Here is a 25,706-nt window from a genome sequence, read left to right as displayed (position 1 = left end):
TCACACGGTGGTCAAAGCCCGGCTCAATCGGGGCGAAAGCCGCGGTGAACTGGACGCTTGCTCTGATTCACCACCCCTGGGTCATCACATGGCGCGATCCGCATTCCTATGATGGGCCCACGACATCCGCGGGCCGCTACGACCAGGCAGTCCGATGCGGTGCAATGCGGCGCGATGGTGGAGGGGTCGATGACTCAGGGGGCCGGTCAGGGACCCGAGGTGGAGCGGACGGCGACGTTGCGCGACTTCCGGGTGCCCGCGTACGTCCACGAGACCGGTCCGTACGTCCCCAGCGCCCACGCCGGGGAAGTCGCCCCGCCGCCCGAGGAGACCTACCCCGAGGGATACACGCCGACCCAGCGCGACCTTCCCGTCATCAACCGGGGTGACACTGTCCAGGTGACCGTGGACCCCGAAACCGCCGCCGCCCCGCAGGCCAGCACCGGGCAAGGCCCGCTGTACGTCGTGGGCGACGTGCACGGCTACCTCGACCAGCTGGTGTCGGCCCTCCAGGAGAAGGGCCTGCTCGACGCCTCCGGCAACTGGTGCGCGGGTACCGCCCGGCTGTGGTTCCTCGGTGACTTCACCGACCGCGGCCCGGACGGCATCGGCGTCATCGACCTGGTGATGCGGCTGTCCGCCGAGGCCGCCGCGGCCGGCGGCTACTGCAAGGCGCTCATGGGCAACCACGAGCTGCTGCTGCTGGGCGCGAAGCGGTTCGGCGACACCCCCGTCAACTCCGGCGCGGGCACCGCCACCTTCCAGGCGGCCTGGCTGCTCAACGGCGGCCAGAAGACCGACATGGACCGCCTGCAGGACCACCATCTGCAGTGGATGTCCCGTCTGGACGCCGTCGAGGAGGTCGACGGTCATCTGCTCGTCCACTCCGACACCACCGCCTACCTCGACTACGGCCGGTCCATCGAAGAGGTCAACGACACCGTCCGCGAGACGATCACCCGCAACGACGCGGACGAGGTCTGGGACCTGTTCCGCAAGTTCACCAAGCGGTTCTCCTTCCGCGACGAGGGGGGCGCGGAAGCCGTGCGCCGCCTGCTCGATACGTACGGAGGCACCCGGATCGTCCACGGCCACAGCCCGATCCCGTACCTGCTGGGCGAAGTCGGTGCCGAGGACGACGAGGACAACAGCGACCCGGTCATCGAGGGACCGCACGTCTACGCCGACGGACTCGCCATCGCGATGGACGGCGGCGTGACCATGGCCGGAAAGCTGCTGGTCCAGCAACTGCCGCTGGAAACGTGAACGTTCACCGGCAGGCGCCTCCGGCCGGAGGACCGCTGCCGGTGAGGGGCCAATTTCGGTAAACCCCCTGTCACCGCATACCGTCACCGCTCTACCATCGGCTTATCCGTAGCAGGCTCCCCTCCGTTTCTGCCCGACGGCTCGTCAGCATGTCGAGCCCCAAGCCCTACGGAGCATCGGGGGATGCACATGAACAGCGTTCCGCAGCACCTGCTGAGCGAGGACCGCCAGGAATACGAGCGGGTCCTCGATGAGGCGCTGCGCTCCGCACCACACCGTCCCGACCTGGCCGCTGTCGGACAGCGGCTCAACCCCGAACAGCTGCGCACCATGGCGCTGAACGCCACCGCACTCATCACGGCCGCCGCGTCGGCCGAGTACCAGCACTACGTCAAGGTCCGCGACGAGCTGCGGCAGCCGGCGTCGTCCGCTTCGCCGGCCGTGCACGAGTCCGATTCCGCCGAGCCGGACGCGGGCGCCTCGGGACTCGCCGTCGGCATGGCAGTCGCCGACGCCGCCGGCGCGGGCGCCGTGGCCGTCGTCGCCGTCCTCGCACCCGTCCTGGCCGGCACCGCGGCGGCGATCTTCCTACTCGTCGGTTACATCCTGCAGATGCTCGACCCCGAGCAGGGGTTTGCCCGGACCATGCTCACCACGGGCTGGGTGTTCGGCGCCCTGACCGCGGTCGCGATCCTCGTCGCCGCGGTGGGACTGCTGCTCACCGCCCTGCGCAACAAGCCCACGGCCGAAAGCGGGCTGTATGGCGAATTGCAGGGGGAGGTGGCACAGGCCAGAGCGGCCTGGCACGAGGCGCTGCTGGAACGCGGAATCCTGCCCTTCTTGCGCGAAGCACTCCTCGACCCCGGCTCGACCGCCGCACTGCACCCCACGCCCTCGTCCACCCCGGTCAGTCGCATGCCGCACCTCGGCTACGACCGCCCGGGGTTCACCAGTCCGGACGACGGCGACCGCGGCTCGCGCCCCAGCTTCAGCAGTCCGGACTACTCCAGCCCGGACTTCGGAGGCCCGGAGCACCAGCCGGAGTAGCCGTCGGTTCCCGTCCGAGCAGGCGCCTCCCACAGGCCGGGGGACCATCGGCCCCCGGGCCTGTGCGCGGCCGGTCAGTCCGCGATCGGCAGGTACACGCGGTTCCCGCTCGCCGCGAACTCCTTCGACTTCAGGGCCATGCCCTCCTCGATCTCGGTCCGTGTGCCGCCGTGTTCACGGCGGATGTCCTGCGAGATCTTCATGCTGCAGAACTTGGGACCGCACATCGAGCAGAAGTGGGCCGTCTTGGCCGGTTCTGCGGGCAGGGTCTCGTCGTGGAACTCCCGTGCTGTGTCCGGGTCGAGGGCCAGGTTGAACTGGTCCTCCCACCGGAACTCGAAACGGGCGTCGGACAGCGCGTCGTCCCACTCCTGCGCACCCGGGTGTCCCTTGGCGAGGTCGGCTGCGTGGGCGGCGATCTTGTAGGTGATGACGCCGGTCTTCACGTCATCGCGGTTCGGCAGGCCCAGGTGCTCCTTGGGCGTGACGTAACAGAGCATCGCCGTGCCCCACCAGGCGATCATCGCGGCACCGATGCCGGAGGTGATGTGGTCGTACGCCGGGGCGACGTCCGTGGTCAGCGGGCCGAGCGTATAGAACGGAGCTTCATCGCAGATCTCCTGCTGAAGGTCGATGTTCTCCTTGATCTTGTGCATCGGGACATGGCCCGGGCCCTCGATCATGGTCTGCACGTTGAAACGCTTCGCGACCTGGTTGAGTTCCCCGAGCGTGCGCAGCTCCGCGAACTGCGCCTCGTCGTTGGCGTCCGCGATCGATCCGGGCCTGAGACCGTCGCCGAGCGAGTACGTGACGTCGTACGCGGCGAGGATCTCGCAGAGCTCCTCGAAGTTCTCGTACAGGAACGACTCCTTGTGGTGCGCGAGGCACCAGGCGGCCATGATCGAGCCGCCGCGGGAGACGATGCCGGTCTTGCGGTTCGCCGTCAGGGGCACGTACGCCAGGCGCACGCCCGCGTGGACCGTCATGTAGTCCACGCCCTGCTCGGCCTGTTCGACGACCGTGTCCTTGTAGATCTCCCAGGTCAGCTCCTCGGCCCGGCCGTCGACCTTCTCCAGAGCCTGGTAGAGCGGCACGGTGCCGATCGGGACGGGGGAGTTGCGCAGCACCCACTCGCGCGTGGTGTGGATGTTTCGGCCGGTGGACAGGTCCATGACCGTGTCGGCGCCCCAGCGGGTCGCCCAGGTCATCTTCTCGACCTCCTCCTCGATGGAGGACGTCACGGCCGAGTTGCCGATGTTGGCGTTGACCTTCACCAGGAACCGCTTGCCGATGATCATCGGCTCGATCTCCGGGTGATTCACGTTGGCCGGCAGCACGGCCCGGCCCGCGGCGATCTCGTCCCGCACGACCTCGGGCGCCACGTTCTCCCGGATGGCCACGTACTCCATCTCGGGCGTGATCTCGCCGCGACGGGCGTACGCGAGCTGTGTGACCGCCTGCCCCTCCCTGCCCCGGCGGGGCTGACGCGGCCGACCGGGGAAGACGGCGTCCAGGTTACGGAGGCCGCCGCGGGGCGAGGTGTGCTTGATGCCGTCGTCCTCGGGACGGACAGGACGGCCCGCGTACTCCTCGGTGTCGCCGCGGGCGATGATCCAGTTCTCGCGCAGCGGCGACAGGCCCCTGCGGACGTCGGTGTCGACGAGTGGATCGGTGTATGGGCCCGACGTGTCGTACAGCGTGACCGACTGGCCGTTGGTGAGGTGCACCTGACGGACCGGCACGCGCAGGTCTGGGCGAGAGCCCTCGACATACGCCTTGTGCCAGCCGATGGACTTCCCGGCCTCCTCGGACTTCTCGTCCTGAATGGAGGCAGGCGTGCGTGCGTCCTTGCTGGTCATGAGACCTACTCCCTACGCCGGCATTACCCGGTAACAGGTTCGGCGGTCGACGCAGCGGCTTCCGTCCGGCGACGTTCCGTGTGAAACATCACTCGACTCCGGCGATGTTTCATGTGAAACATCGCTGGGACGGAGGTCAGCGCCCTCTCAGCCCGGTGCTCCGAGCTCCCGCGTGTACAAAAGGTGCCTCCACGCTAGCGGCAATTCTGGCGCGGTGAACAGAGGGCCCCCCTCGTTCTTGCGATGATCGGTCGGTGACCACGACGCAGCGCCCCCCCTACCCTCCGCCCGAACCGCCCCCCGGATCCGGCGCCGGAAACGGCAACGGCCGTAATGACGGCCATGACAGCGCCGCCGGGGCCCGGCAGGAGCAGGCTCAGAGACAGGGCCCTGGGTCTGGCTACGGGCGCGGCGGGAGCTTCGGTTCCGGAGGCGGCGGTGCGCGTGGTTCCGGCTCGGGCGGTGGATACAGCTCTGGCTTCGGCGGCGGATACGGATCGGACTCCAGCGACGAGTACGGCTCGGGCTCCGGAGGCGGATACGACTCGGGTCCGGGCGGGCCGTACGGTTCTCGTCCCGGCGGAGAGTACGGGCCGGGCGCCGGTGGCGGCCCTGGTGCCGGTTCTTCCGGCGGCGGCCACGGTGGCCCCACCGGCGGACAGGACTCCGGTTCCGGCGGCGGGCGCGGTTCCGGGTCCGGCAGAGGTGACGGGCACGGCCACGGTGGGGGCGACGACCACAGTGGGGGCGACGGACACGGTGGGGGCGACGACCACAGTGGGGGCGACGGACACGGTGGGGGCGACGGACACGGCCACGGCTCCGCACCGGGTGGCGGCCACGGTCATTCCCATAGTCACAACCACGGCCCGGCGACGCCCGTTTCCCTGCATCTGCGCAAGGTCATCGCGGCGGTCCTGATCCCGTTCGCCGTGGCAGTGCTGGTCGGTCTCGCCGTGTTGTGGCCGGGCGGCGCCCCGCCGCACGAGCGCACCGGCGTCGGCTTCGACCGGCAGACGCAGGAGGCCACAGTCACCAAGGTGGTCGAGGTGAGCTGCAAGGAGGCCGGTGCCTCGGGCGTTCCGCCGACCGGCGACACCTCCACCGCGGAGGGTTCCTCGGCGGTGCAGGAGGAGAACGGCACCTGTAAGAGGGCCACGATCCGGGTGGACAGCGGCAACGACAAGGGCCGTACGTTCACCGAGATCGTCCAGCCGGACCAGTCCCGCCAGTTGCACGAGGGCCAGGAGGTCGTGGTCGCCTACGAGCCCTCTGCGCCGGAGGACCTCCAGTACTCGGTCACCGACATCAACCGCCGTCTGCCCTTGGGGCTGCTCGCGGGCATCTTCGCGCTCGCCGTCGTGGTCGTCGGGCGGTTGCGGGGTGTCATGGCCCTGGTGGCGCTGGCCATGAGCTTCCTGGTGCTGAACTTCTTCATCCTGCCGGCGATCCTGCAGGGCTCGAATCCCTTGATCGTGGCGGTGGTGGGTGCGAGCGCCATCATGCTCATCGCCCTGTATCTGTGTCACGGCCTGTCCGCCCGGACGTCCGTGGCGGTGCTCGGCACGCTCATCTCCCTGCTGCTCATCGGCATCCTGGGCTCGGTGTTCATCGACTGGGCCGCGCTCACCGGCAACACCGACGACAACACCGGGCTCATCCACGGCCTCTATCCGACGATCGACATGAGTGGTCTGCTGCTGGCCGGCGTCATCATCGGCTCGCTGGGCGTACTCGACGACGTGACGGTCACCCAGACCTCGGCGGTCTGGGAACTGCATGACGCCAACCCGTCGATGGGCTGGCGCGGGCTCTACCGCGCGGGCATCCGGATCGGCCGTGACCACATCGCCTCGGTCGTCAACACGCTCGTCCTCGCCTACGCGGGCGCGGCGCTGCCGTTGCTGCTGCTGTTCTCGATCGCGCAGAGCAGTGTGGGGACGGTCGCCAACAGCGAGCTGGTGGCGGAGGAGATCGTGCGCACGCTGATCGGTTCGATCGGCCTGGTCGCCTCGGTGCCGGTCACCACGGCCCTGGCGGCGCTGGTGGTCTCGGCCGACCGCCCCGGAGCGGAGCCCGCCGCAGAGGCCGCAGCGGTCCCGGCGCGCGGGGGGAAGGGCCGGCGCCGCAAGCGCTGACGCCTCCGCGCCTGCCGTAGGTGGCCTGGGCCTGCGTCCTGCGCAAGCCTCGGACAGTGGCGGGGAAGACGCCCCGCGCTCAGGCCCCGTGCCGGGCGCCCAGCGTCTGCGCACCCGGGTGCCTCGGGCTCGGCCACCTACCCGCGCCTCCAGCGGTACAGCCGCGTCCCCGCGCTTCCGGCGCCTGAGCCGCCCGCACCGGAGCCGCCCGCACCATCTCCGGCGGCGGAAGCGTCCGCCTGCCGCGAGAAGATCGCCCGGTCATACGACCATCGCAGGAAGAAGCGTTCCTGCACAGCTCGGCGGCATCCGGTGAAGCGTTCCTCCACCGTGCCGCCGGGCCATGTCTCAACCAGCACTCTGCTCCGCCAGGATGCGGTCCAGGGCCTCGTCCAAGTGAGCGTCGAAGTCGGCGAGTGAGCCCTCCTGGCCCAGCGGCACCAACTTGTCCGTACGGTCGAGGAAAGCGACGAGCGGTGCCGTCGACGACCGGAACAACGCCTGGTCGCTGCCCACCTGAAGCCTGATCAACACCTCGCCCAGCGTGTCGGGTTCGACGGGCGTGACCCGCACATCGCCCTCCCCGCACGGCCGGCCGACCCCGTCGATCAGCAACTCCCGCCCAAAGGCCCACGTCACGGGGGCATCACCAGGCAAATGGAACGTCAGCCGGACGGCATAGGGATCACTGGACTCATAGCGCAGCTCCACCGGAATGCGGAAGGAGAGCTCCTCGGACACGAGAAAGCTCATCATGACCTCTGCTTGCACGGACTCGCGCATCGATAACCCCGTCATTCGCCGTGACTGGCCGGGAACGAACCTCTGACACTTGGTGGAATCTTGCTGAACGTACACAGCAGATCACAAGGAGTGAGTTTTCACATACTGATAGAGAGGGCGAGCGAGCCGAGCGAGCGCCCGATCTCGGCCTGCAGCTGCCGGGCCGCAGGCAGCAACCGATCGGCCTGGTGTGCGGGGAGTGAAATGGCCATCGTCGCTGCCGTGGTGCCGAGCGTGAGCGGGATCGCGGCGCAGACCGCGCCCAGGGCGTACTCCTGACGCTCGATCACCGGTTCCATGCGCCGGATGCGCTCCAGACGCCTCAGCAGGCTGTGGTTGTCGCGCACGGTGTACGGCGTGAGCGGCTGTACCGGGTAGCGGTCGAGGTGGTCACGCCGTGCCTCCTCGTCCAGCTGGGACAACAGGCACTGCCCGACGGCGTGCGCGTGCCCGGTCTCCCGGAAGTCGGCCCACTCCTCGACGGCCGGGTTGTTCGGGGTGTCGGAGACGCACCTGACCTCGATCTCGCCCTCGCGGTACACCGCGTAGTACACGGGCACGCCGAGGACGTCCCGCCAGTGCGCGAGTGCGTCGACCACCGTGCTGCGACGTTTCTGCCGCGCTCCGCTGCTGCTCAGCCGCTCCGCCGCCTCACCGAGGAAGAACAGACCCTTGTCGCGGCGCAGATAGCCCTCGTGCACGAGCGTGCGCAGCAGGTGATAGGTCGTGGGCAGCGCCAGCCCCGTCTCACGGGCCAGTTGCTTGGCGGGGGCGCCGTACTCGTGCACGGCGACGGTCTCCAGCAGGCGCATCGCGCGCTGCACGGATCCGATGAGGGTCGGCGCAGGCGCGGGTGCGGAGGGGGCCGGTGGCCCGGGAGGTGCCGCCGAGCGGGGCTGCGCGGGGACGGTGTGGAGGTGGACGGGTGCGGTGTCAGCCGGGACCAAGGGTCTCTCCCGAAGCGCGAGGGGGCAGACCGTGCGGAGGAACACGGGTGGGGGTGAATGCCGCTCGCGGGGTAGTCCCCGCGTCGAGTTCCGGACTCTATTCGTCTGCCACCGCGTGCAGACGGCCTCGCCGGGAAACTTCCCCCGCCCGAGGGAACCGGTGATTCCAGGCGTTTCCCGCTACCCCCACCGGTTTCCCACCGGTCTCACCAGTCGCTGCGCGACGAGGAGCTCGATGTGAACTTCCGTACGACGTAGATCAGTCCCCCGACCAGTGCCACGAAGACCAACACCTTGAAGAGCAGTCCGATGACGAACCCGACCACGCTGGCGATCAGTCCGCCGAACACGACCAGGGCGATGACCGGCACCGCGATCCACTTCACCCACCACGGCAGTCCCGTGAAGATCTCTCGCATCGCCCTCGTCCTTGCCTCTCCGCCCGTTCGAGTGCCGGGTCCGGTCGGTCCTTCTGGGTCTCTGACGTCCTGCACTCGATGCTAGGTCCGGGGAGGGGTCGAGCGGGGGCCTCGCACCCCTTGTCCTCCCCTGACCGATCCCCTAGGGAACCCTGAGGCGGTGCGTCACCTCTCGGGCGGAGAGAAGACCACCAGCACCCTCAGGTCCTCGGTGATGTGGTGGAACTTGTGGGTCACGCCCGCCGGCACGTAGATCACGCTACCGCGCGCCACCTGGGTCGTCTCCAGGCCGACGGTGATCGCGGCCCGGCCGCTCACAACGAAGTAGACCTCGTCCTGATGGTGCGGCTTCTGTGGATCCTGCGCGCCCGCGTCGAGGGCGTACAGGCCGACCGACATGTTCTGCTCCCGCAGAAACTGCAGGTAGGCGCCGTCGTTGGCGGCGCGCTCCGCCTCCAGTTCATCCAGCCGGAATGCCTTCATCGCCTTGCCCGCCCCTGCCTCTTGTGCCCATGTCCGATCACGTCTGCCACGATCAGACACATGATGAATTTCGTAGTCAAGACGATCGCCAACGCGGGTGCCCTGGCAGTCGCCGTATGGCTGCTCGACAAGATCACCCTGACCGGTGACAGCACGGGCAAGAAGGTCGGCACCCTGATCATCGTGGCACTGCTCTTCGGGCTGGTGAACTTCCTCGTCAAGCCGGTCGTCAAGCTCCTCAGCCTTCCGGTGTTGATACTGACGCTCGGGCTGTTCACCCTGGTCGTCAACGCGCTGATGCTGCTGCTCACCTCGTGGCTGGCGGACACGCTCGACCTGAGCTTCCACGTGGAGGGCTTCTGGACGGCCGTCCTGGGCGGTCTGATCATCTCGGTCGTCTCCTGGGCTCTGCACGTCGTCCTGCCCGACGGGGACTGAGCACCATGACCTACCGCGTCTGTTTCGTCTGCACGGGCAACATCTGCCGTTCCCCGATGGCTGAGATCGTCTTCCGCGCGCGGGTGGCGGAGGCCGGCCTCGACGGGCTGGTGGAGGCCGACAGCGCCGGCACCGGCGGCTGGCACGAGGGTGACGGCGCCGACCCGCGCACGGTGGCCGTCCTGGAGGACAACGGTTACGCCGGCGGCCACACCGCCCGGCAGTTCCAGCCGTCCTGGTTCTCCCGCCTCGATCTGGTGATCGCCCTCGACTCCGGCCACCTCGGAGCTCTGCGCCGCCTCGCCCCCACGGAACAGGACGCGCAGAAGGTACGACTGCTGCGCTCGTACGATCCCGCCGCCGACGAGGACCTCGACGTACCGGACCCCTACTACGGGGGCATGGACGGCTTCGAGGAGTGCCTTGAGATGGTGGAGGCGGCGAGCACAGGGCTGCTCGCCGCAGTACGCGAGAACGTGGAAGGACAGGCGGCATGAGTGATTCCACGAGGGGTGACGCGGACCGGGCGACGGGCGACGCGGACCGGGTGAAGGATGCCGCGAGCCGGGTGACGGGCGCGGCGGGCCGAGCGGCGGGCGCCGTGGACGACGTCACGGCCGCCGTGGACGAGGTGACGGGTGCTGCAGGCCTCGCTGCCGCGGACGCCGGTGACGGCACGCGCGCGGTGCGGGCCGGGCTGCCCGAGCCGGTCAAGCACGAGCCCACCCTGCCCGGTCCCGTGTTCGCCGCCCACTTCCACCTGCCGGGCGACCCGACCGGCCCCTACACCTACGGCCGCGACGAGAACCCGACCTGGACACTGCTCGAGCGCGCCGTCGGCGAGTTGGAGGCACCCGGCCCGGACGGTGCGGAGACGCTCGTCTTCGCCTCCGGCATGGCCGCGATCTCAGCGGTGCTCTTCTCCCAGCTGCGCACCGGTGACGTGTGCGTCCTGCCCGACGACGGCTATCAGGCGCTGCCGCTGGTTCACGCCCAGCTGGAGTCCTACGGCATCGAGGTGCGCACCGCGCCGACCGGCGGTGACGCCCAGCTCGACGTCCTCGACGGCGCGAAGCTGCTGTGGATCGAGACCCCGTCGAACCCCGGGCTGGACGTGTGCGACATCAGGCGGCTCGCCGAGGCGGCACACGCGCGTGGTGCCCTGGTGGCCGTCGACAACACCCTCGCGACGCCGCTCGGCCAGCGTCCGCTGGAACTCGGCGCCGATTTCGCGGTGGCCAGCGGCACCAAGCAGCTCACCGGCCACGGCGACGTCCTGCTGGGCTATGTCGTCGGCCGGGACGCGGAGGCCATGGCCGCCGTACGCCGGTGGCGCAAGATCGTCGGTGCGATCCCCGGACCCATGGAAGCCTGGCTCGCACACCGTTCGATCGCGACGCTCCAGATGCGGGTCGACCGGCAGAGCACAACGGCCCTGACGGTCGCCGAGGCGCTGCGTGAACGGCCCGAGGTGTCGGGCTTGCGCTACCCGGGGCTCCCCGACGACCCCTCGCACGCGGTCGCCGCGCGGCAGATGCGGCGCTTCGGGTGCGTGGTGTCGTTCACGCTGCCCACGCGCGCGCGTGCCGATCGCTTCCTGGATGCGCTGCGGCTCGTGGACGACGCGACGAGCTTCGGCGGAGTGCGGTCCACGGCCGAGCGGCGCGGGCGCTGGGGTGGGGACGCGGTGCCGGAGGGCTTCATCCGCCTGTCGGTCGGTGCCGAGGACCCCGAGGACCTGGTGGCGGACGTGCTGCGTGCGCTGGACGCGTCGGCCGCCTGACATCCCCATGGACGGTCCGAGCCTCCCCCCTCGTGGCTCGGACCGTCCCCCGGTTCCCCCCGCAAGAACCGCGTGACCAAGGCTAGTTGACTGTCTGTCAGTGTCCAATCACTGTAGCGACAGAGGCCTATCGACTTATTTATAGTTGAATGCGGCCGGGGGCATGAGCGGGGCCGAAGAGGGGAGCTTGCGCGGTGGATCTGGCCTTGCTGCGGACCTTCGTGACCGTGCACCGAGCCGGCTCCTTCACTCGCGCCGCCGCCCTGCTCGGCCTCTCCCAGCCGGCCGTCACCTCGCAGATACGGACGCTGGAACGGCAGCTGGGTCGCCCCTTGTTCCTGCGGCAGGCCCGCGGCGTGACCCCGACGAGCATCGGCGACGAACTCGCCCACAAGGCCGCACCGCATCTCGACGCCTTGGTGGAGATCACCGAGACCGGCCTCGACGACGACTCCTCCTTACGGACGCTGCACCTCGCAGGTCCTCCGGAGTTCACCGCCGAACGAGCCCTGCCCGCCCTCACTGAGCTCACCGGCGAGGACGGTCAGGGCTTGGCCTTGCGCGCTTCGTTCGGGAGTGCCGAGGAAGCCCTGGAAGGGCTTTCCGCCGGGCATCATGATCTGGCCATCAGTACAGCCCAGCCGCGCGGCGCCCTGCTCACGGCGACCGCGCTCTGCGACGAGGAGCACGTCCTGGTCGCCGCCCCGCGCTGGGCCGAGGAGACCGGCGCCGGGCAGCCGGTACCGGCCCTGAAGCAGGTGCCCGTGGTGGAGGTGCACGAGTCGCTGCCCTTCGTCTCCCGCTACTGGGCCTCTGTCTTCGACTCGCCCCCGGCCGCCCCGGGCACCGTCATCGTTCCCGACCTGCGTGCGGTCCTGGCCTGCGCGGCCGCGGGGGCGGGCCTGGCGGTGCTGCCCCGCTATCTGTGCGCGGCGGCGCTGGAGCGGGGCGATGTCGTGCCCCTGTACGAGCCTGCGGTGCCGCCGTTGCGAACGTATTTCCTCGTGGTCCGCACCGGGACGCTCGCCATGCCTCATGTCGCGCGGGCGCACGACTGGTTGCTGCGGTCCGCGGCCGACTGGTGCTGAGGCGCTCGGGGTCGCGCGCGGGCCGTGCCGAGGTGCGCTGCGGGGCGCCCCGACGGGCGGTGGCGGGCGCCATGGCGCGGGTGCCGGGGCGCTCGGGACGGTGTCTGACTCTGAGGGTTCGAGTGGTCACGTTTCGCGATGTTTCACGTGGAACCAGCTGGGCCACATTTCACTCATGACCGTCCGACCCGTGGTCAAGCGCACCGCCCGCGCCGTTCTGCTGGACGGTGACGACCTGATCTTGATCAAGCGCACCAAGCCGGGTGTGGATCCCTACTGGCTCACCCCCGGCGGCGGGGTCGAGCCCAGCGACTCGACCGTCGTCGATGCCCTCCACCGCGAGGTGTACGAGGAGCTCGGCGCGAAGGTCACCGATGTGGTGCCCTGCTTCGTGGACACCATGGAGCACATCAGGGAGGACGGTGGTGCGAGCGGTGTGAAGGTGCAGCACTTCTTCGTCTGCCGCCTGGAGTCCATGGACCCCTCTCTGCGTCACGGTCCCGAGGTCGACGAGCCCGTCGGTGAGTACGAGATCGTTCGCGTGCCCTTCACCCGGGTCGGGATCGCGTCCGTCCATCTTGTGCCGCTGTCGCTGCGGCACTACCTGGACGGCAACATCGAGGGTGTTCTCGCCATGCACGCGCCCGACCTGGGGTGAGGCGCCTGTTCAGTTCCCGGCCGCGACCAGTTCCTCGACGGAGTCGTGCCGTATGCGGTCCGAGGGGATGCCGACGTCCCTCAGGGCGTCCACACCGCTGCGGATCATCCCGGGCGGACCCGACAGATAGGCGTCGAACTCGTTCCACGGCCCGTAGGCGCGTATCGCGTCCGGCAGCTGCTGGTGCGCCTGCTGGTCGATGATCGCGCGGACCGAGAGCCAGGGGTGGGTCTGCTGGAGGCGGAGCATGGTGTCGATGTCGTACAGGTCATGATCGGTGCGGGCCCCGTAGAAGACCTCCACCGGCCGGCGGTCCCCGTGCTCGGCGACATCCTCGACCAGAGCCTTGATGGGCGCTATGCCCGTGCCGCCGCCCAGGCAGAGGAGGCCACTGGCGGTGGTGTGGTCGACGGTCATCGAACCCGCGGGCGGGCCGAGCCGGATGATGTCGCCGGGGCGTGCGCGGTGTACCAGGGCGTTGGACACCCAGCCGGCCGGAACGGCCTTCACGTGGAATGACAGCAGACCGTCGGAGCGGGGGGCCGAGGCGAAGGAGTAGTGCCGCCAGATCCGCGGCCACCAGGGCGTCTCCAGGCTGGTGTACTGCCCGGCGAGGAAGGGGTACGGCTGGTCGGGGCGGACCGTCACGACGGCGACGTCCGGGGTTCTCAGCTCGTGCGTGACGATCTCGGCGTACCACCACGCCGGGGCGCGCAATTCGTCCGCGGCCGCCGCATCGATCATGACCTGGGAGATCGTAGTGTAGGCCCGGACCCAGGCCGCCTCCATCTCCGAGCTCCAGACTCCGGCGGCGTACTTGCTCAGCGCGCCGATGAGGCATTCGCCGACGGCCGGGTAGTGCTCGGCCCGCGTCCCGTACTTCCGGTGGCCCCGGCCGAGGTTCTGCAGGTAGTCGACGAGGACGTTCTTGTCGTCGATGTGCTCGGCGGCCGTGAGCAGCGCCCTGAGCAACCGGTCCCGCTGGGTGTCCATCGCGGCCGGGAACAGCGACCGCAGGTCAGGGTGACGGACGAAGAGCAGGGCGTAGAAGTACGAGGTGACCTTGTCCGAAACGGGGGCGACCTCGGCCATGGCGCGGCGGATGAGGAGGGCGTCGGGGGACGCCGCTTCACCCGCCGTGGCGGCTGGTTCCGAACTCGACGCCGGTGCGTGCCGCTGGGAGGGAACACGCGGCTCTGGAGCGGCAGACGGAGGCGCCGCCACGGTGGAGGCGAAGGGCGCCGGGGTGAGCGCTGTGGGTGCGGGACCCGGCGGCGAGGCGGCGGCCGGACGTGAGAACGCGGGAGACGGGTCGTGCTGCGCGGCTGAACGGGTGGACGTGGGGACCTCGTTCGGGGATTCACTAACCGAGTCCGGCCCATCGGCATGCGCGCCGCCGGGCGACGAGGCGGGTCGCTCGGACATGCCGTCCTCCGGCACATCCGGGGCGGGCCTGGGCCTTCCCACGGGACGTATCACGGCCGGTCGGCGCCCGTCTGCCGTCCCGGGTTGGCTGTCCGGCGCCGTCGTCGGGTTCTTGCGGGGTGTGAACCAGCCGCCCTCGCCGCCAGAAGTGCCGTTGTCGGCCGACGTGGTGGTCGGAGCGTCCATGGTGTGCCTCGCCTCGAGCATCTTTCGGTCGGTCTGCGCACTTCCTCGGTCGGAAGGTGCCTGCTTTCCCCCGTGGACGGTCTGCGTTCCCCTCCTTGTCGCGGCTAATACGGTCACATTCAACCCGTATTCCAGCTCCGTACGGACAAGTAAGGTGAGAGTGTGACATTGGCCGCAGCAACTCTCATCGAGCTTCTCACCCGCCCGGACGCTTCCGTCGCATAACCCGGAACGCGGGTCTTCGATCTCTGCTCCCGTGATGCTGCACGACCCCGCACTCGACCCACACGGAACGTGCCGGCTCGCCCCGGACGCGAACCGGAGTTGACCCTACCGGCCACCGCTGTGCATACAAGTCCCGCCTTCACCCGTCGCGAAGGAGGGCACGACGCGTATCGGCGAGTCGGCCAACTGTGTGACGGGAAAACCCCGTTCACGGCCTCGATCGGTCACCAGATGTTCTTACGTGTTTCACGTGAAACATCCAGTCCCGGTCCGTGCGTCGGCCGAGCGGTGACAACTGGCCAAAAGGTCGTATGTCTCCGCCGAAACAGGTGGACGCCGGGGTGCCTTGTCAGACAGCCTGACCTGCGTGCCGACTCCTTCTCTTGCCTCATTGCCCATCCGTCGTCTGACGCTCCGCGATCAAGCCGCCTGCGCCGACTTGTCCGAGGATCGGGGGTGGCCACGGGAGGAGCACAAGTGGGCTTTCCTTCTCACGGCCGGGAAGGGCTACGGCATCGACGACCCCGACGGGGGCCTCGTGAGCGCCTGTGTCGTCACCGAGTACGGGCCGCAGGACCCCGCCCTCGCCGCGATCGGCATGGTTCTGGTCGCCGGACGGCATGCCCGCAAGGGCGTGGGGCGCCGACTGATGCGCCACGTCGTCTCCGCAATGGGCACCACGCCTCTCACCCTGCACGCGACACCATACGGACGCCCCCTCTACGAGGGACTGGGCTTCAAGACCATCGGGCGGGCAGAGATGGTCGCCGGGCGCTTCACTCCCGGCGGACCGGAGTGGGAAGTGGCCACCCGTGCCGCGACCGCCGAGGACCTCACCGCGATCCTCCGGCTCGACGAGCAGGTGTTCGGGGTCGACCGTACGCACATCGTCACTCGGTTGCCCGCTTTCGCGGACCAGTTGCGCGTGGCCGAGGAGCACGGGCGCATCATCGGATACGCGGCGGGCTGGCCCAACATGGACACCCACGTCGTCGGCCCGCTCATCGCACACGACACATCGGTGGCCCAGGCGCTCATCGCCTCCCTCGCCGCGCACACCGACCGTCCCCTGCGCACCGACATCGACGTGCGCCACGAAGAACTCCTCGCATGGGTGAAGGAGCGCGGTCTGGAGTCCGTCGCCTTCAACTCGGTGATGTCCTACGGCATCTCCGAGTTGCCCGGAGACTGGAGCCGGCGGTTCGCACCGGTCACCGTCGCGGCGGGCTGAAGAGCCGCGATACGACGACGCCGACTCCCCATGGATCGGGAAACCGGCGTTCTCGCGCTGACGCGGGCCAGGTCAGGCGAGGGCCTCCACAGCGGTCGCGGCGAAGCCGTGGTCCTGCTCCGGGGCACCCCCACCGACGCCGATCGCGCCGATCAGGCGGCCGTCGCGGTGCACCGGCAGACCACCGGCGATGAACAGCAGCGGCCGGTCGAGGGCGGTCGGCAGCGTGTGGAAGAGACCTCCAGGCTGTACCGCGTCGACAAGGTCGGCGGTGGGCGCGTTCAGCTGGAGAGCCGTGTAGGCCTTGCGGGTGCTGGTCTCGCCCGAGATCAGCACGGCACGGTCATCGCGACGGAAGGCGAGCAGATGGCCGCCCGCGTCCAGAACGGTGACGCTGACCGTGACGCCCGCGGCCTCAGCGGCACGGTGGGCGGCGGCGACGAGGACGTCGGCGTCACGGGTGGTCAGCGGGGCGACAGCGGTCGTGGTGCTCATGAGGGGTTCTCCTGGACGGCTTGCTGTGGTGCTGAGGCGTGTAGGGGTCGGGACGTTGAGGCTGCTCAGTGGTGGGCAGCGGCCGGCTGCTCCGTCGGCGCGGGTCCTGTGACGACGGTGCTGGAACCACCGGCGCGGCGCTCCAGGGCGGCCGAGACGATGGCCAGAACCAGGGCTCCGGCAGCCAGGGCGGCACCGACCCAGTTGGGGGCGGTGTAGCCGAGGCCCGCCGCGATCAAAAGTCCGCCGAGCCAGGCGGACAGGGCGTTGCCGAGGTTGAAGGCGCCGATGTTCACTGCGGAGGCCAGGGTGGGAGCGCCGTGCGCCTGGTCGAGGACCCGCTTCTGGAGCGGCGGCACGGTGGCGAAGCCCAGGGCACCGATCAGCGTGATGGTGATCGCCGACAGCAGCTTGTCGTGCGCGGTGAGGGTGAACAGCGCCAGGACGACGGCCAGGGCACTGAGGGCGATGTAGAGCATCGGCATCAGGGCGCGGTCGGCGAACTTGCCACCGACGAGGTTGCCGCCGACCATGCCGAGGCCGAAGAGGACCAGTAGCCAGGTGACGGAGCCGTCGGCGAAGCCCGCGACGTGGGTCATCATCGGCGCGATGTAGGTGATGGCGGCGAAGACACCGCCGAAGCCGAGGACGGTCATGGCCATCGCAAGCAGCACCTGCACGTTCTTGAAGGCGGCCAGCTCGTGCCGCAGGCGCACGCCCTCCGCCTTGGGCATGTCGGGGACGAGCCGGGCGATGCCGACCAGGCCGATGACACCGAGGGCGGCGACGATGCCGAAGGTCACCCGCCAGCCGACGGACTGCCCGACGAGAGTGCCCAGCGGGACGCCCACGACGTTGGCGACGGTCAGACCGGTGAACATCATGGCGATGGCTCCGGCCTTCTTGTCGGGAACGACGAGGTCGGCCGCGACCACCGAGCCGATACCGAAGAAGGCGCCATGCGCCAGCGAGGTGACGATCCGGCCGATCAGCATGACGGAGAAGGCCGGGGCAAGGGCCGAGAGCAGGTTGCCGACGATGAACAGGCCCATCAGCAGCATCAGCATCCGCTTACGGGAGATCTTGGTGCCGAGCACGGTCATCAGCGGGGCGCCGAACATGACGCCGAGCGCGTAGCCGGTGACCAGGTATCCGGCCGTGGGGATGGACACCCCGTACTCGCTCGCGACCTCGGGCAGCAAGCCCATGATCACGAACTCTGTCGTTCCGATCCCGAAGGCCCCGATCGCTAGGGCCAGAAGCGCGAGAGGCATGGAGGGGTTACCTTCCCAGATGATTGCAGGAGCGCGTTACATGCGTTCGCAATAGTTGCAGACGCGGGATATTTGCAAACGCCGTCTATTGCGGTCCTGCTCTATCCTGGGAGACAGCCGCTCCGGGACGGAGGAAACGCCAATGACAGCGACGGACCCCGCGCTCACCGCTCTCGCCCAGAGCTGGTGCGCCCTCTCTCTGCTCCACGGGAGAATCGAGGCCCACATCGAGCGCGCTCTGCAGGCACAGCACGACCTCAGCGCGCGCGAGTACTCCCTGCTGGACGTGCTCAGCCGACAGCACGACGGGGACGGAGGCCATCTCCAGATGAAGCAGGTCGCCGACGCCGTCGTCCTCAGCCAGAGCGCCACCACGCGTCTGGTCACCCGGCTGGAAGACCGCGGGCTTCTGGAGCGCTACCTGTGCCCCACCGACCGCAGGGGCATCTATACGAACGTCACCGCGGCTGGTCTTGAACTCCTGCAAGCGGCGCGGCCCACCAATGACGCCGCCCTGCGCGAGGCTCTCGACGAGGCGGCGAAGAACTCCGAGCTGGCCCCGCTGGTCCGGGTCGTGGAGACCCTGAAGACCCCGGTGCCCGCTTAGGGTCGTATCCCCACAGGACCTCGCCCCGTGCGACAGCTCCGCGCGGGCCGTCTCTGCGTAGAAGGCGCCCCATGGGAGATCTTGAAATACGTGCCGCCGTGGCCGACGACGTCCAGGCGATCGTCACCATGCTCGCGGATGATGCGCTGGGCGCACAGCGCGAGTCCCCGGACGACCTCACCCCGTACCTGGCCGCTCTGGAGAGGCTCAGCGCCGACCCGAACCAGCACCTGGTCGTGGCGGTTCGGGGAGGCCGGGTCGTCGGCACTCTCCAGCTCACGATCATTCCGGGGCTGTCTCGACGCGGCGCGACCAGGTCGATCGTCGAAGGGGTGCGCATCCATGCGAACGAGCGCGGCAGTGGCCTGGGGACTCAGCTCATCGAGTGGGCGGTCGACGAGTCCCGGAACCAGGGCTGCCAGTTGGTCCAGCTGACGTCCGACAAGACCCGCGCCGACGCCCACCGCTTCTATGAGCGACTCGGCTTCACGGCCTCCCACACGGGCTTCAAGCTCCAGCTGTGACCGCCGCGACGACGTCTGTGGGTGCCCTGTTTCACGTGAAACAGGGCACCCACATGCACCACCTAACCGATGCCGCGCCATCCCTCGGGGTCGACACCACCCGGCACAGGAGCCCCCTCGTCATACGGCCGGCGCGTGAACATGAACGAGCCGAGGTCCAGGTGACTCACGGACCCGTCCGGTCGCCGCACGGCCTTCAGGAGCTCGCCGGCGTAGTAGCCCTCCAGCCCTGTCCATGTGCCGTCACTGTTCGGTCGGAACCGTGAGCGACGGCCGCCGCCGGACAGCGGTCCCAGGGAGACGTGCCCGTCGGCCGTAAGCCGCAGAGCGAAAGCATGCGTCCCCCAGTACCACTGGCCCGTCAACTCCAGCAGCGACGGGTCGACCTCGTTGAGCGGCTTCCACGGTGCGGGGATGCGCGGCTCCGACTCGGCGACGATACGGACCAGGTCTGCGGCGACGGGGAACAGCATCGGCCCGGACGTGGCGTTGGTCAAGGCGATCGCCGCGACGTCATCGTCGACGCTGATCATCAGGCAGGCGAGGAAGCCGGGCAGCGAACCGGTGTGGCCGACGAGGGACCGTCCGTTCCGCCGCCGGGTCTCCATGCCCAGACAGTAGGCGTAGCCGCTCGCCACGTCCGCCGCCTCGTGGGGCGCGGCCGGCGTCCTCATCTCTCTCAGCGACTCGGTGCTCAGTACCCGCTCGTCGCCGTTGACCAGGAAGACCGCGAACCGCGCCAAGTCCACAGCGGTCGACCAGAGTTGACCGGCCGGTGCCATGCGGCCCAGATCCTCGGTGGGCTCGGGAAGCATCACGTCGGCCCAGGGATGCACGGCCCAGCCGCCCGCATGGGGTGCCTGCGGTCGCACGCTCGTACGGTGCAGCCCCAGGGGTTCGAGCACTTCACGCCGAAGGACCTCCTCCCAGGGGGCGCCGCGGAGTTTCTCGATGAGTGCGCCTAGCAGTGCGTAGCCCGGGTTCGAGTAGTGGAACCGGCGGCCGGGCGGGGTCAGCAGGGGTCGCTCGCCCAGGACGTCGGCGAGTTCGGGACGCAAGGATCCCGGGCTTCGCTCCCACCACGGCCCCGGCGTCTCGGCCGCCAAGCCCCCGGTGTGCGCGAGCAGTTCGGCGACGGTCGCCTCTCCCACGCCGGTGCCCGGCAGGTGCTTCTCCAGCGGATCCCCGAGGCCGATTGCGCCCTCGTCGCGGAGCCTCAACACGAGAACCGCCGTAAAGGTCTTGGTGATCGAACCGATCCGGTACTGCACGTTGTCGTCCGGCGCGTGGCCTTCGACCGAGGTCCGCGTGCTCGTCCACACCGTTGCCCCGTCCCGCACGACGGCCGCGGCGAGCGACGGAGCCCGTCCCTCGGCCTGCGCGACGGCGATCCGGTGCAGCAGAGCGCGACGTGTGCCGGGGAGCAGCTCACCCTGAGATGTCGTCATGGGCCCAGTTCACCTGCCCCGGCAGCCTCTCGTCGAGCACATAGGGGGCGGGCCTGTGAGGCGAGGTGGGATCAGGTCTGCGCCATGTCCACGAACCGCGAGTAGTGACCCTGGAAGGCGACCGTGATGGTCGCCGTCGGGCCGTTTCGGTGCTTGGCCACGATCAGGTCGGCCTCGCCCGCGCGCGGTGACTCCTTCTCGTAGGCGTCCTCGCGATGCAGCAGGATGACCATGTCGGCGTCCTGCTCGATGGAACCGGACTCACGCAGGTCGGACACCATCGGCTTCTTGTCCGTACGCTGCTCGGGACCACGGTTCAGCTGGGAGAGGGCGATGACCGGGAGCTCCAGTTCCTTGGCGAGCAGCTTGAGGTTACGGGACATGTCCGAGACCTCCTGCTGACGGCTCTCTGCCCGCTTGGAGCCACCCGACTGCATCAGCTGCAGGTAGTCGATGACGACCAGCCTGAGGTCGTTGCGCTGCTTGAGGCGACGGCACTTGGCACGGATCTCCATCATCGACAGGTTCGGCGAATCGTCGATGTAGAGCGGGGCCGCAGAGACGTCGGGCATCCGCCGGGCCAGGCGCGTCCAGTCCTCGTCCGTCATCGTCCCGGACCGCATGTGGTGGAGAGCGACCCGGGCTTCGGCGGACAGCAGACGCATGGCGATCTCGTTGCGCCCCATCTCGAGCGAGAAGATCACACTCGGCAGGTTGTTCTTGATCGAGCAGGCCCGCGCGAAGTCCAGAGCGAGCGTGGACTTACCCATGGCCGGACGCGCCGCGATGACGATCATCTGGCCGGGGTGCAGGCCGTTGGTGAGGGAGTCGAAGTCGGTGAACCCGGTGGGCACACCGGTCATCTCGCCGCTGCGCGAGCCGATCGCCTCGATCTCGTCGAGCGCGCCTTCCATGATGTCGCCGAGCGGCAGATAGTCCTCGCTGGTCCGCTGCTCGGTGACCGCGTAGATCTCCGCCTGGGCCCGGTTGACGATCTCGTCGACGTCGTCGTCGGCCGCGTATCCCATCTGCGTGATGCGGGTGCCGGCCTCGACGAGGCGGCGTAGCACGGCCCGTTCGTGGACGATCTCCGCGTAGTACGCGGCGTTGGCCGCCGTGGGCACCGTCTGGACGAGGGTGTGCAGATACGACGCCCCGCCGACCTTGTTGATCTCGCCGCGCTTGGTGAGCTCGGCCGCGATCGTGATGGGGTCCGCTGGCTCGCCCTTGGCGTAGACGTCGAGGACGGCCTGGTAGATCGTCTCGTGGGCCGGCTTGTAGAAGTCGTGGCCCTTGAGGATCTCGACCACGTCGGCGATGGCGTCCTTGGACAGAAGCATGCCGCCGAGGACGGACTGCTCGGCGTCCATGTCCTGCGGCGGTACCCGCTCGAACGACGGAGTCGATCCGCCGTCCCACGCCCCGCTGTCGCTGCCGCGCTCGTGCTGTTCGTCGCGGCCCCGGCCTCCGTCTCCGCGCCGGCGGGAGGCGGGCAGACGATCACTGGGACCGCTGTCGGCCCACGGGTCGTCCAAGGGCTCGGAAATGCTCACCGAGCCACCTCCTCCCGTCCGCCGAAGCAGACCTAGCCGTGCCCCTCTGTTCTACGGCACGGCACTGACAAATAAGAGGCCCAACTCCGGTTGGCACGCGCCGGGTTTGTGGCGTTTTGAAAACCGGCGGACGGAGCGGGCGCCGGACCACCGTAGGCCTCTCGGCACCGTCAGCCAATCTGGTTATCCACAGGCCATGTGGACGGCGGCCCAGATGCTGTGGAGAACTCCTCGAAACCTGTGCACGAGCCGGTGGACAGGCCTGTGAACAAGCAGTGGGACCATCAAGGCAAACCCTTCTGACCTGCTGCTTTGCCGTCCACTGGCTGTGCAGAAGAAAAACTTTCCCAACCGGCGCAAGATCGTTTCGAACAGTGCACAGCAGTGCGCACACCGAGACGGACAGTAAGGGTCACAAAAGCTTTGCATCGCTTACCTGTGGACGATTAGATTGGTGCACATGACACAGGCTCCCGCGCGCCGCCGACCCGGCCGCAGACAGCACGACCGAGAGATCGTCGCACTGGCTGTGCCGGCCTTCGGCGCCCTCGTCGCCGAGCCCCTCTTCCTCATGACCGACACCGCGATCGTGGGCCATCTGGGCACAGCCCAACTCGCAGGCCTCGGCATCGCCTCGGCCCTCCTGATGACCGCCGTCAGCGTCTTCGTCTTCCTCGCCTACGCCACCACAGCGGCGGTTGCCCGCCGAGTCGGCGCGGGCGATCTCCAAGCCGCCATCCGGCAGGGTATGGACGGCATCTGGCTGGCACTGCTCCTCGGTGCTGCCGTCGTCGCCGTCGCCTTGCCGACGGCACCCCACCTCGTGGACCTCTTCGGTGCGTCGGACGCGGCAGCTCCCTACGCGACCACCTATCTGCGCATCTCCGTGCTCGGCATACCGGCGATGCTCGTCGTGCTCGCCGCGACCGGCGTGCTGCGTGGCCTGCAGGACACGAAGACCCCGCTCTACGTCGCCGTCGCCGGCTTCATCGCCAACGGTGCCCTCAACGCCGGGCTTGTCTACGGCGCCGACCTGGGGATCGCCGGATCCGCATGGGGAACCGTCATCGCCCAGTGCGGCATGGCGGCGGTCTACCTCGGCGTGGTGCTACGAGGAGCCCGCAAACACGGCGCTTCACTGCGCCCGGACGCCGCCGGGATCAGGGCCTCCGCGCAAGCCGGGGTCCCCCTCCTGGTCCGGACCCTCTCCCTTCGGGCGATCCTGATGATCGCCACGGCGATCGCCGCCCGCCTCGGAGATGCCGACATCGCCGCCCACCAGATCATCCTCTCCCTGTGGAGCCTGCTGGCCTTCGCCCTTGATGCCATCGCCATCGCCGGGCAGGCCATCATCGGGCGCTACCTCGGAGCCGGTGATGCCCAAGGCGCCCGAGACGCCTGCCGTCGCATGGTGGAGTGGGGCATCGCCGTCGGCATCGTCCTCGGAGCCCTGGTGGTCATCACCCGGGCGGCATTCCTGCCCCTGTTCACCAGCGACCCAGCGGTCAAGGATGTGGCGCTGCCCGCCCTGGTCATCGTCGCCCTCTCCCAGCCGATCTCCGGCATCGTCTTCATTCTGGACGGGGTCCTGATGGGCGCAGGCGACGGATCCTACCTCGCCTGGGCCATGCTGCTCACCCTGGCCGTCTTCACACCGGTCGCTCTGCTGGTCCCGGTCCTGGGCGGCGGTCTGACCGCCCTCTGGGCCACGATGACGCTGATGATGACCGTCCGGATGCTGACGCTGTGGCTCCGCGCCCGCTCAGGGCGCTGGATCGTGACGGGCGCGACCCGCTGACCGTTTCACGTGAAACGCTCCCTGTTTCACGTGAAACACGATGAGGTCCGCAGAACGCGCTGTTTCACGTGAAACACGCGCGCCGTTTCAGTCGGCTGACACCCAGCACATACGAATGGGGCCACACCCCGCAGGGTGCGGCCCCATCGCTTACTGCTTCAGCAAGCGCGGCACTCAGGCCGCGACGACCTCGATGTTGACCTTGGCGGCAACCTCGGGGTGCAGACGCACGGACGTCTCGTGAGCGCCCAGCGTCTTGATCGGCGAGCCGAGCTCGATGCGGCGCTTGTCGACCTCGGGACCACCAGAGGCCTTGATCGCCGAAGCGATGTCGGCCGGCGTGACGGAGCCGAAGAGCCGACCGGCGTCGCCGGAGCGAACCGCCAGACGGACCTTGACGCCCTCGAGCTGGGCCTTCACAGAGTTGGCCTGCTCGATGGTCTGGATCTCGTGGATCTTGCGAGCACGACGGATCTGCTCGACGTCCTTCTCGCCACCCTTGGTCCAGCGGATAGCGAACTTCCGCGGGATCAGGTAGTTGCGAGCGTAACCGTCCTTGACGTCAACGACGTCGCCCGCGGCACCGAGGCCAGAGACCTCGTGGGTGAGGATGATCTTCATGAGTCGGTCACCCTTCCCTTATCGCGCGGTGGAGGTGTAGGGCAGCAGCGCCATCTCACGGCTGTTCTTCACAGCCGTGGCGACGTCACGCTGGTGCTGGGTGCAGTTGCCGGTCACGCGACGGGCACGGATCTTGCCGCGGTCGGAAATGAACTTCCGCAGCATGTTCGTGTCCTTGTAGTCCACGTACGTGACCTTGTCCTTGCAGAAAGCGCAGACCTTCTTCTTCGGCTTGCGCACAGGCGGCTTAGCCATGGTGTTTCTCCTGTGTGATCAAGAAGTGTGAGTGCGAACCCGCCCCTAGAAGGGAGGCTCGTCCGAGTAGCCGCCGCCACCGCCGCCGCCGGAGTTTCCACCCCAGCCGCCGCCACCGCCCTGGTTGCCACCGGCGGGAGCGCCGGTCGCCCACGGGTCGTCGGCGGGAGCGCCGCCGCCCTGCTGGCCGCCACCGGAGCCGCCGCCCCAGCCGCCGCCACCCTGGGCGCCACCGCCACCGCCACCGCCGCCGCTGAAGCCGCCCTGGCCACCGCGGCCACTGGTCTTGGTGACCTTGGCCGTGGCGTTGCGCAGGCTGGCGCCGACTTCCTCGACGTCCAGCTCGTAGACCGTGCGCTTGACGCCCTCACGGTCCTCGTAGGACCGCTGCTTCAACCGGCCCTGCACGATGACGCGCATGCCTCGCTGGAGCGACTCCGCGACGTTCTCCGCCGCCTGACGCCAGACCGAGCAGGTCAGAAAGAGGCTCTCGCCGTCCTTCCACTCGTTCGTCTGGCGGTCGAAGGTGCGGGGGGTGGACGCGACACGGAACTTCGCGACCGCCGCACCGGAGGGGGTGAAGCGCAGCTCGGGGTCGTCGACAAGATTGCCGACGACCGTGATGACGGTCTCGCCTGCCATGGGGGAACCTCTCGGCGGGTTTGCTCTGGCTGCTTGCTACTCGAATCCCGGGATCAGCTGAGCTGGAAGCTCAGTGCATCTCGGGACGGAGGACCTTGGTCCGGAGGACCGACTCGTTCAGGTTCATCTGGCGGTCGAGCTCCTTGACGACCGCAGGCTCGGCCTGCAGGTCGATGACCGAGTAGATGCCCTCGGGCTTCTTCTTGATCTCGTACGCGAGACGACGACGGCCCCAGGTGTCGACCTTCTCGACCTTTCCGCCGCCGTCACGGACGACAGAAAGGAAGTTCTCGATCAGCGGAGAGACAGCGCGCTCCTCGACCTCGGGGTCGAGGATGACCATCACCTCGTAGTGACGCATGTGGAACCCACCTCCTTTGGACTCAGCGGCCACGGTCGTTCCGTGGCAGGAGGGTTGTGATGCGTAGGCAACGGTATCGGCCACCACTGACAGTCGGGGTTCTGATGAGGAGCCCCTGCCATGACATGGGCAGACACCGGTGCGGACGGTAC

Annotated in this window: 26 protein-coding genes; 12 read left to right on the top strand and 14 right to left on the bottom strand. The window is 68.9% G+C overall.

Annotation, left to right across the window (positions count from 1 at the left end):
- Positions 1 to 174 precede the first annotated feature (174 nt).
- Together QNO09_RS23650 and QNO09_RS23645 are read left to right on the top strand one after the other, a co-directional pair.
- Positions 175 to 1,266 carry a metallophosphoesterase gene (locus tag QNO09_RS23650; RefSeq protein ID WP_283972248.1) on the top strand — a complete coding sequence of 364 codons (1,092 nt, stop codon included), beginning with the start codon at positions 175 to 177 and terminating at the stop codon, positions 1,264 to 1,266.
- Positions 1,267 to 1,449: 183 nt separating this feature from the next.
- Positions 1,450 to 2,313, top strand: coding sequence for a hypothetical protein (locus QNO09_RS23645; protein ID WP_283972247.1), 864 nt, complete (start codon positions 1,450 to 1,452; stop codon positions 2,311 to 2,313).
- Positions 2,314 to 2,387: 74 nt separating this feature from the next.
- On the opposite strand, the gene thiC is transcribed toward QNO09_RS23645, so the two are convergent.
- Positions 2,388 to 4,172, bottom strand: coding sequence for a phosphomethylpyrimidine synthase ThiC (gene thiC / locus QNO09_RS23640; RefSeq protein ID WP_283972246.1), 1,785 nt, complete (start codon positions 4,170 to 4,172; stop codon positions 2,388 to 2,390).
- Between the two features lie 932 nt (positions 4,173 to 5,104).
- Here thiC and QNO09_RS23635 point away from each other — a divergent pair.
- Positions 5,105 to 6,310: a YibE/F family protein gene (locus QNO09_RS23635; RefSeq protein ID WP_349636983.1), complete on the top strand. Its 1,206-nt coding sequence runs from the start codon at positions 5,105 to 5,107 to the stop codon at positions 6,308 to 6,310.
- 348 nt (positions 6,311 to 6,658) lie between these two features.
- Here the strand turns inward: QNO09_RS23635 and QNO09_RS23630 are convergent, their stop codons facing one another.
- From QNO09_RS23630 to QNO09_RS23615, 4 genes are all read right to left on the bottom strand, one after another.
- Positions 6,659 to 7,093, bottom strand: a complete 435-nt coding sequence (locus tag QNO09_RS23630; RefSeq protein ID WP_283972245.1) for an SsgA family sporulation/cell division regulator — start codon at positions 7,091 to 7,093, stop codon at positions 6,659 to 6,661.
- 98 nt (positions 7,094 to 7,191) lie between these two features.
- Positions 7,192 to 7,926, bottom strand: a complete 735-nt coding sequence (locus QNO09_RS23625; protein WP_283972335.1) for an IclR family transcriptional regulator — start codon at positions 7,924 to 7,926, stop codon at positions 7,192 to 7,194.
- A 320-nt stretch (positions 7,927 to 8,246) separates the two neighbouring features.
- Positions 8,247 to 8,459, bottom strand: a complete 213-nt coding sequence (locus QNO09_RS23620) for a DUF5326 family protein (protein WP_020271174.1) — start codon at positions 8,457 to 8,459, stop codon at positions 8,247 to 8,249.
- Positions 8,460 to 8,624: 165 nt separating this feature from the next.
- Positions 8,625 to 8,942 (bottom strand): cupin domain-containing protein, encoded by a 318-nt coding sequence (locus QNO09_RS23615; RefSeq protein WP_283972244.1) that lies wholly within the window; start codon positions 8,940 to 8,942, stop codon positions 8,625 to 8,627.
- A 60-nt stretch (positions 8,943 to 9,002) separates the two neighbouring features.
- On the opposite strand from QNO09_RS23615, the gene QNO09_RS23610 reads away from it, so the two are divergent.
- The 5 genes from QNO09_RS23610 to QNO09_RS23590 all read left to right on the top strand — a co-directional run bounded on the left by QNO09_RS23610 (position 9,003) and on the right by QNO09_RS23590 (position 12,909).
- Complete coding sequence (locus QNO09_RS23610; protein WP_283972243.1) at positions 9,003 to 9,380, top strand: phage holin family protein; 378 nt, start codon at positions 9,003 to 9,005, stop codon at positions 9,378 to 9,380.
- A 5-nt stretch (positions 9,381 to 9,385) separates the two neighbouring features.
- Positions 9,386 to 9,877 carry a low molecular weight protein-tyrosine-phosphatase gene (locus tag QNO09_RS23605; protein WP_283972242.1) on the top strand — a complete coding sequence of 164 codons (492 nt, stop codon included), beginning with the start codon at positions 9,386 to 9,388 and terminating at the stop codon, positions 9,875 to 9,877.
- The gene (locus QNO09_RS23600) at positions 9,874 to 11,163 is read left to right on the top strand and encodes a cystathionine gamma-lyase (protein WP_283972241.1); all 1,290 of its coding nucleotides are present in this window, start codon (positions 9,874 to 9,876) and stop codon (positions 11,161 to 11,163) included. Before QNO09_RS23605 ends, QNO09_RS23600 begins: the two co-directional genes overlap by 4 nt.
- Positions 11,164 to 11,357: 194 nt before the next feature.
- Positions 11,358 to 12,251, top strand: coding sequence for a LysR family transcriptional regulator (locus QNO09_RS23595; RefSeq protein ID WP_283972240.1), 894 nt, complete (start codon positions 11,358 to 11,360; stop codon positions 12,249 to 12,251).
- A 175-nt stretch (positions 12,252 to 12,426) separates the two neighbouring features.
- Entirely contained in the window at positions 12,427 to 12,909 is a 483-nt protein-coding gene (locus QNO09_RS23590) for an NUDIX domain-containing protein (RefSeq protein WP_283972239.1), read from the top strand.
- Positions 12,910 to 12,918: 9 nt separating this feature from the next.
- Here the strand turns inward: QNO09_RS23590 and QNO09_RS23585 are convergent, their stop codons facing one another.
- Positions 12,919 to 14,520 (bottom strand): globin domain-containing protein, encoded by a 1,602-nt coding sequence (locus QNO09_RS23585; protein WP_283972238.1) that lies wholly within the window; start codon positions 14,518 to 14,520, stop codon positions 12,919 to 12,921.
- Between the two features lie 592 nt (positions 14,521 to 15,112).
- On the opposite strand from QNO09_RS23585, the gene QNO09_RS23580 reads away from it, so the two are divergent.
- Positions 15,113 to 15,976, top strand: a complete 864-nt coding sequence (locus QNO09_RS23580) for a GNAT family N-acetyltransferase (RefSeq protein WP_283972237.1) — start codon at positions 15,113 to 15,115, stop codon at positions 15,974 to 15,976.
- Positions 15,977 to 16,048: 72 nt separating this feature from the next.
- Here the strand turns inward: QNO09_RS23580 and QNO09_RS23575 are convergent, their stop codons facing one another.
- Both QNO09_RS23575 and QNO09_RS23570 read right to left on the bottom strand, forming a co-directional pair.
- Entirely contained in the window at positions 16,049 to 16,471 is a 423-nt protein-coding gene (locus QNO09_RS23575; protein ID WP_283972236.1) for a GlcG/HbpS family heme-binding protein, read from the bottom strand.
- 65 nt (positions 16,472 to 16,536) lie between these two features.
- Positions 16,537 to 17,745, bottom strand: a complete 1,209-nt coding sequence (locus tag QNO09_RS23570; protein WP_283972235.1) for an MFS transporter — start codon at positions 17,743 to 17,745, stop codon at positions 16,537 to 16,539.
- 142 nt (positions 17,746 to 17,887) lie between these two features.
- Here QNO09_RS23570 and QNO09_RS23565 point away from each other — a divergent pair, with 142 nt between their 5' ends.
- Both QNO09_RS23565 and QNO09_RS23560 read left to right on the top strand, forming a co-directional pair.
- Complete coding sequence (locus QNO09_RS23565) at positions 17,888 to 18,352, top strand: MarR family winged helix-turn-helix transcriptional regulator (RefSeq protein WP_283972234.1); 465 nt, start codon at positions 17,888 to 17,890, stop codon at positions 18,350 to 18,352.
- Between the two features lie 71 nt (positions 18,353 to 18,423).
- Positions 18,424 to 18,876: a GNAT family N-acetyltransferase gene (locus QNO09_RS23560; RefSeq protein ID WP_283972233.1), complete on the top strand. Its 453-nt coding sequence runs from the start codon at positions 18,424 to 18,426 to the stop codon at positions 18,874 to 18,876.
- A gap of 62 nt (positions 18,877 to 18,938) precedes the next feature.
- On the opposite strand, the gene QNO09_RS23555 is transcribed toward QNO09_RS23560, so the two are convergent.
- Both QNO09_RS23555 and dnaB read right to left on the bottom strand, forming a co-directional pair.
- On the bottom strand, positions 18,939 to 20,324 hold the full coding sequence (locus QNO09_RS23555) for a serine hydrolase domain-containing protein (protein WP_283972232.1): 1,386 nt from the start codon (positions 20,322 to 20,324) through the stop codon (positions 18,939 to 18,941).
- Positions 20,325 to 20,395: 71 nt separating this feature from the next.
- Positions 20,396 to 21,877 (bottom strand): replicative DNA helicase, encoded by a 1,482-nt coding sequence (dnaB, locus tag QNO09_RS23550; protein WP_283972231.1) that lies wholly within the window; start codon positions 21,875 to 21,877, stop codon positions 20,396 to 20,398.
- Between the two features lie 460 nt (positions 21,878 to 22,337).
- Between dnaB and QNO09_RS23545 the strand changes: the two genes are divergently transcribed.
- Positions 22,338 to 23,675: an MATE family efflux transporter gene (locus QNO09_RS23545; protein WP_283972230.1), complete on the top strand. Its 1,338-nt coding sequence runs from the start codon at positions 22,338 to 22,340 to the stop codon at positions 23,673 to 23,675.
- 174 nt (positions 23,676 to 23,849) lie between these two features.
- Here the strand turns inward: QNO09_RS23545 and rplI are convergent, their stop codons facing one another.
- The 4 genes from rplI to rpsF form a co-directional block, all read right to left on the bottom strand.
- Positions 23,850 to 24,296 (bottom strand): 50S ribosomal protein L9, encoded by a 447-nt coding sequence (rplI, locus tag QNO09_RS23540; protein ID WP_062927880.1) that lies wholly within the window; start codon positions 24,294 to 24,296, stop codon positions 23,850 to 23,852.
- Between the two features lie 18 nt (positions 24,297 to 24,314).
- Positions 24,315 to 24,551, bottom strand: a complete 237-nt coding sequence (gene rpsR / locus QNO09_RS23535) for a 30S ribosomal protein S18 (protein ID WP_003949403.1) — start codon at positions 24,549 to 24,551, stop codon at positions 24,315 to 24,317.
- A 45-nt stretch (positions 24,552 to 24,596) separates the two neighbouring features.
- On the bottom strand, positions 24,597 to 25,193 hold the full coding sequence (locus tag QNO09_RS23530) for a single-stranded DNA-binding protein (protein WP_283972229.1): 597 nt from the start codon (positions 25,191 to 25,193) through the stop codon (positions 24,597 to 24,599).
- Positions 25,194 to 25,263: 70 nt separating this feature from the next.
- Positions 25,264 to 25,554, bottom strand: coding sequence for a 30S ribosomal protein S6 (gene rpsF, locus QNO09_RS23525; protein ID WP_104779105.1), 291 nt, complete (start codon positions 25,552 to 25,554; stop codon positions 25,264 to 25,266).
- Between the last annotated feature and the right edge of the window lie 152 nt (positions 25,555 to 25,706).

It is taken from the genome of Streptomyces sp. 378 (genome assembly GCF_030124145.1).
In the GTDB taxonomy this organism is placed as follows: Bacteria; Actinomycetota; Actinomycetes; order Streptomycetales; family Streptomycetaceae; genus Streptomyces.
The sequence above is the reverse complement of the archived record's forward strand: the minus strand, read 5'-3'. Positions and strand labels throughout refer to the sequence as shown.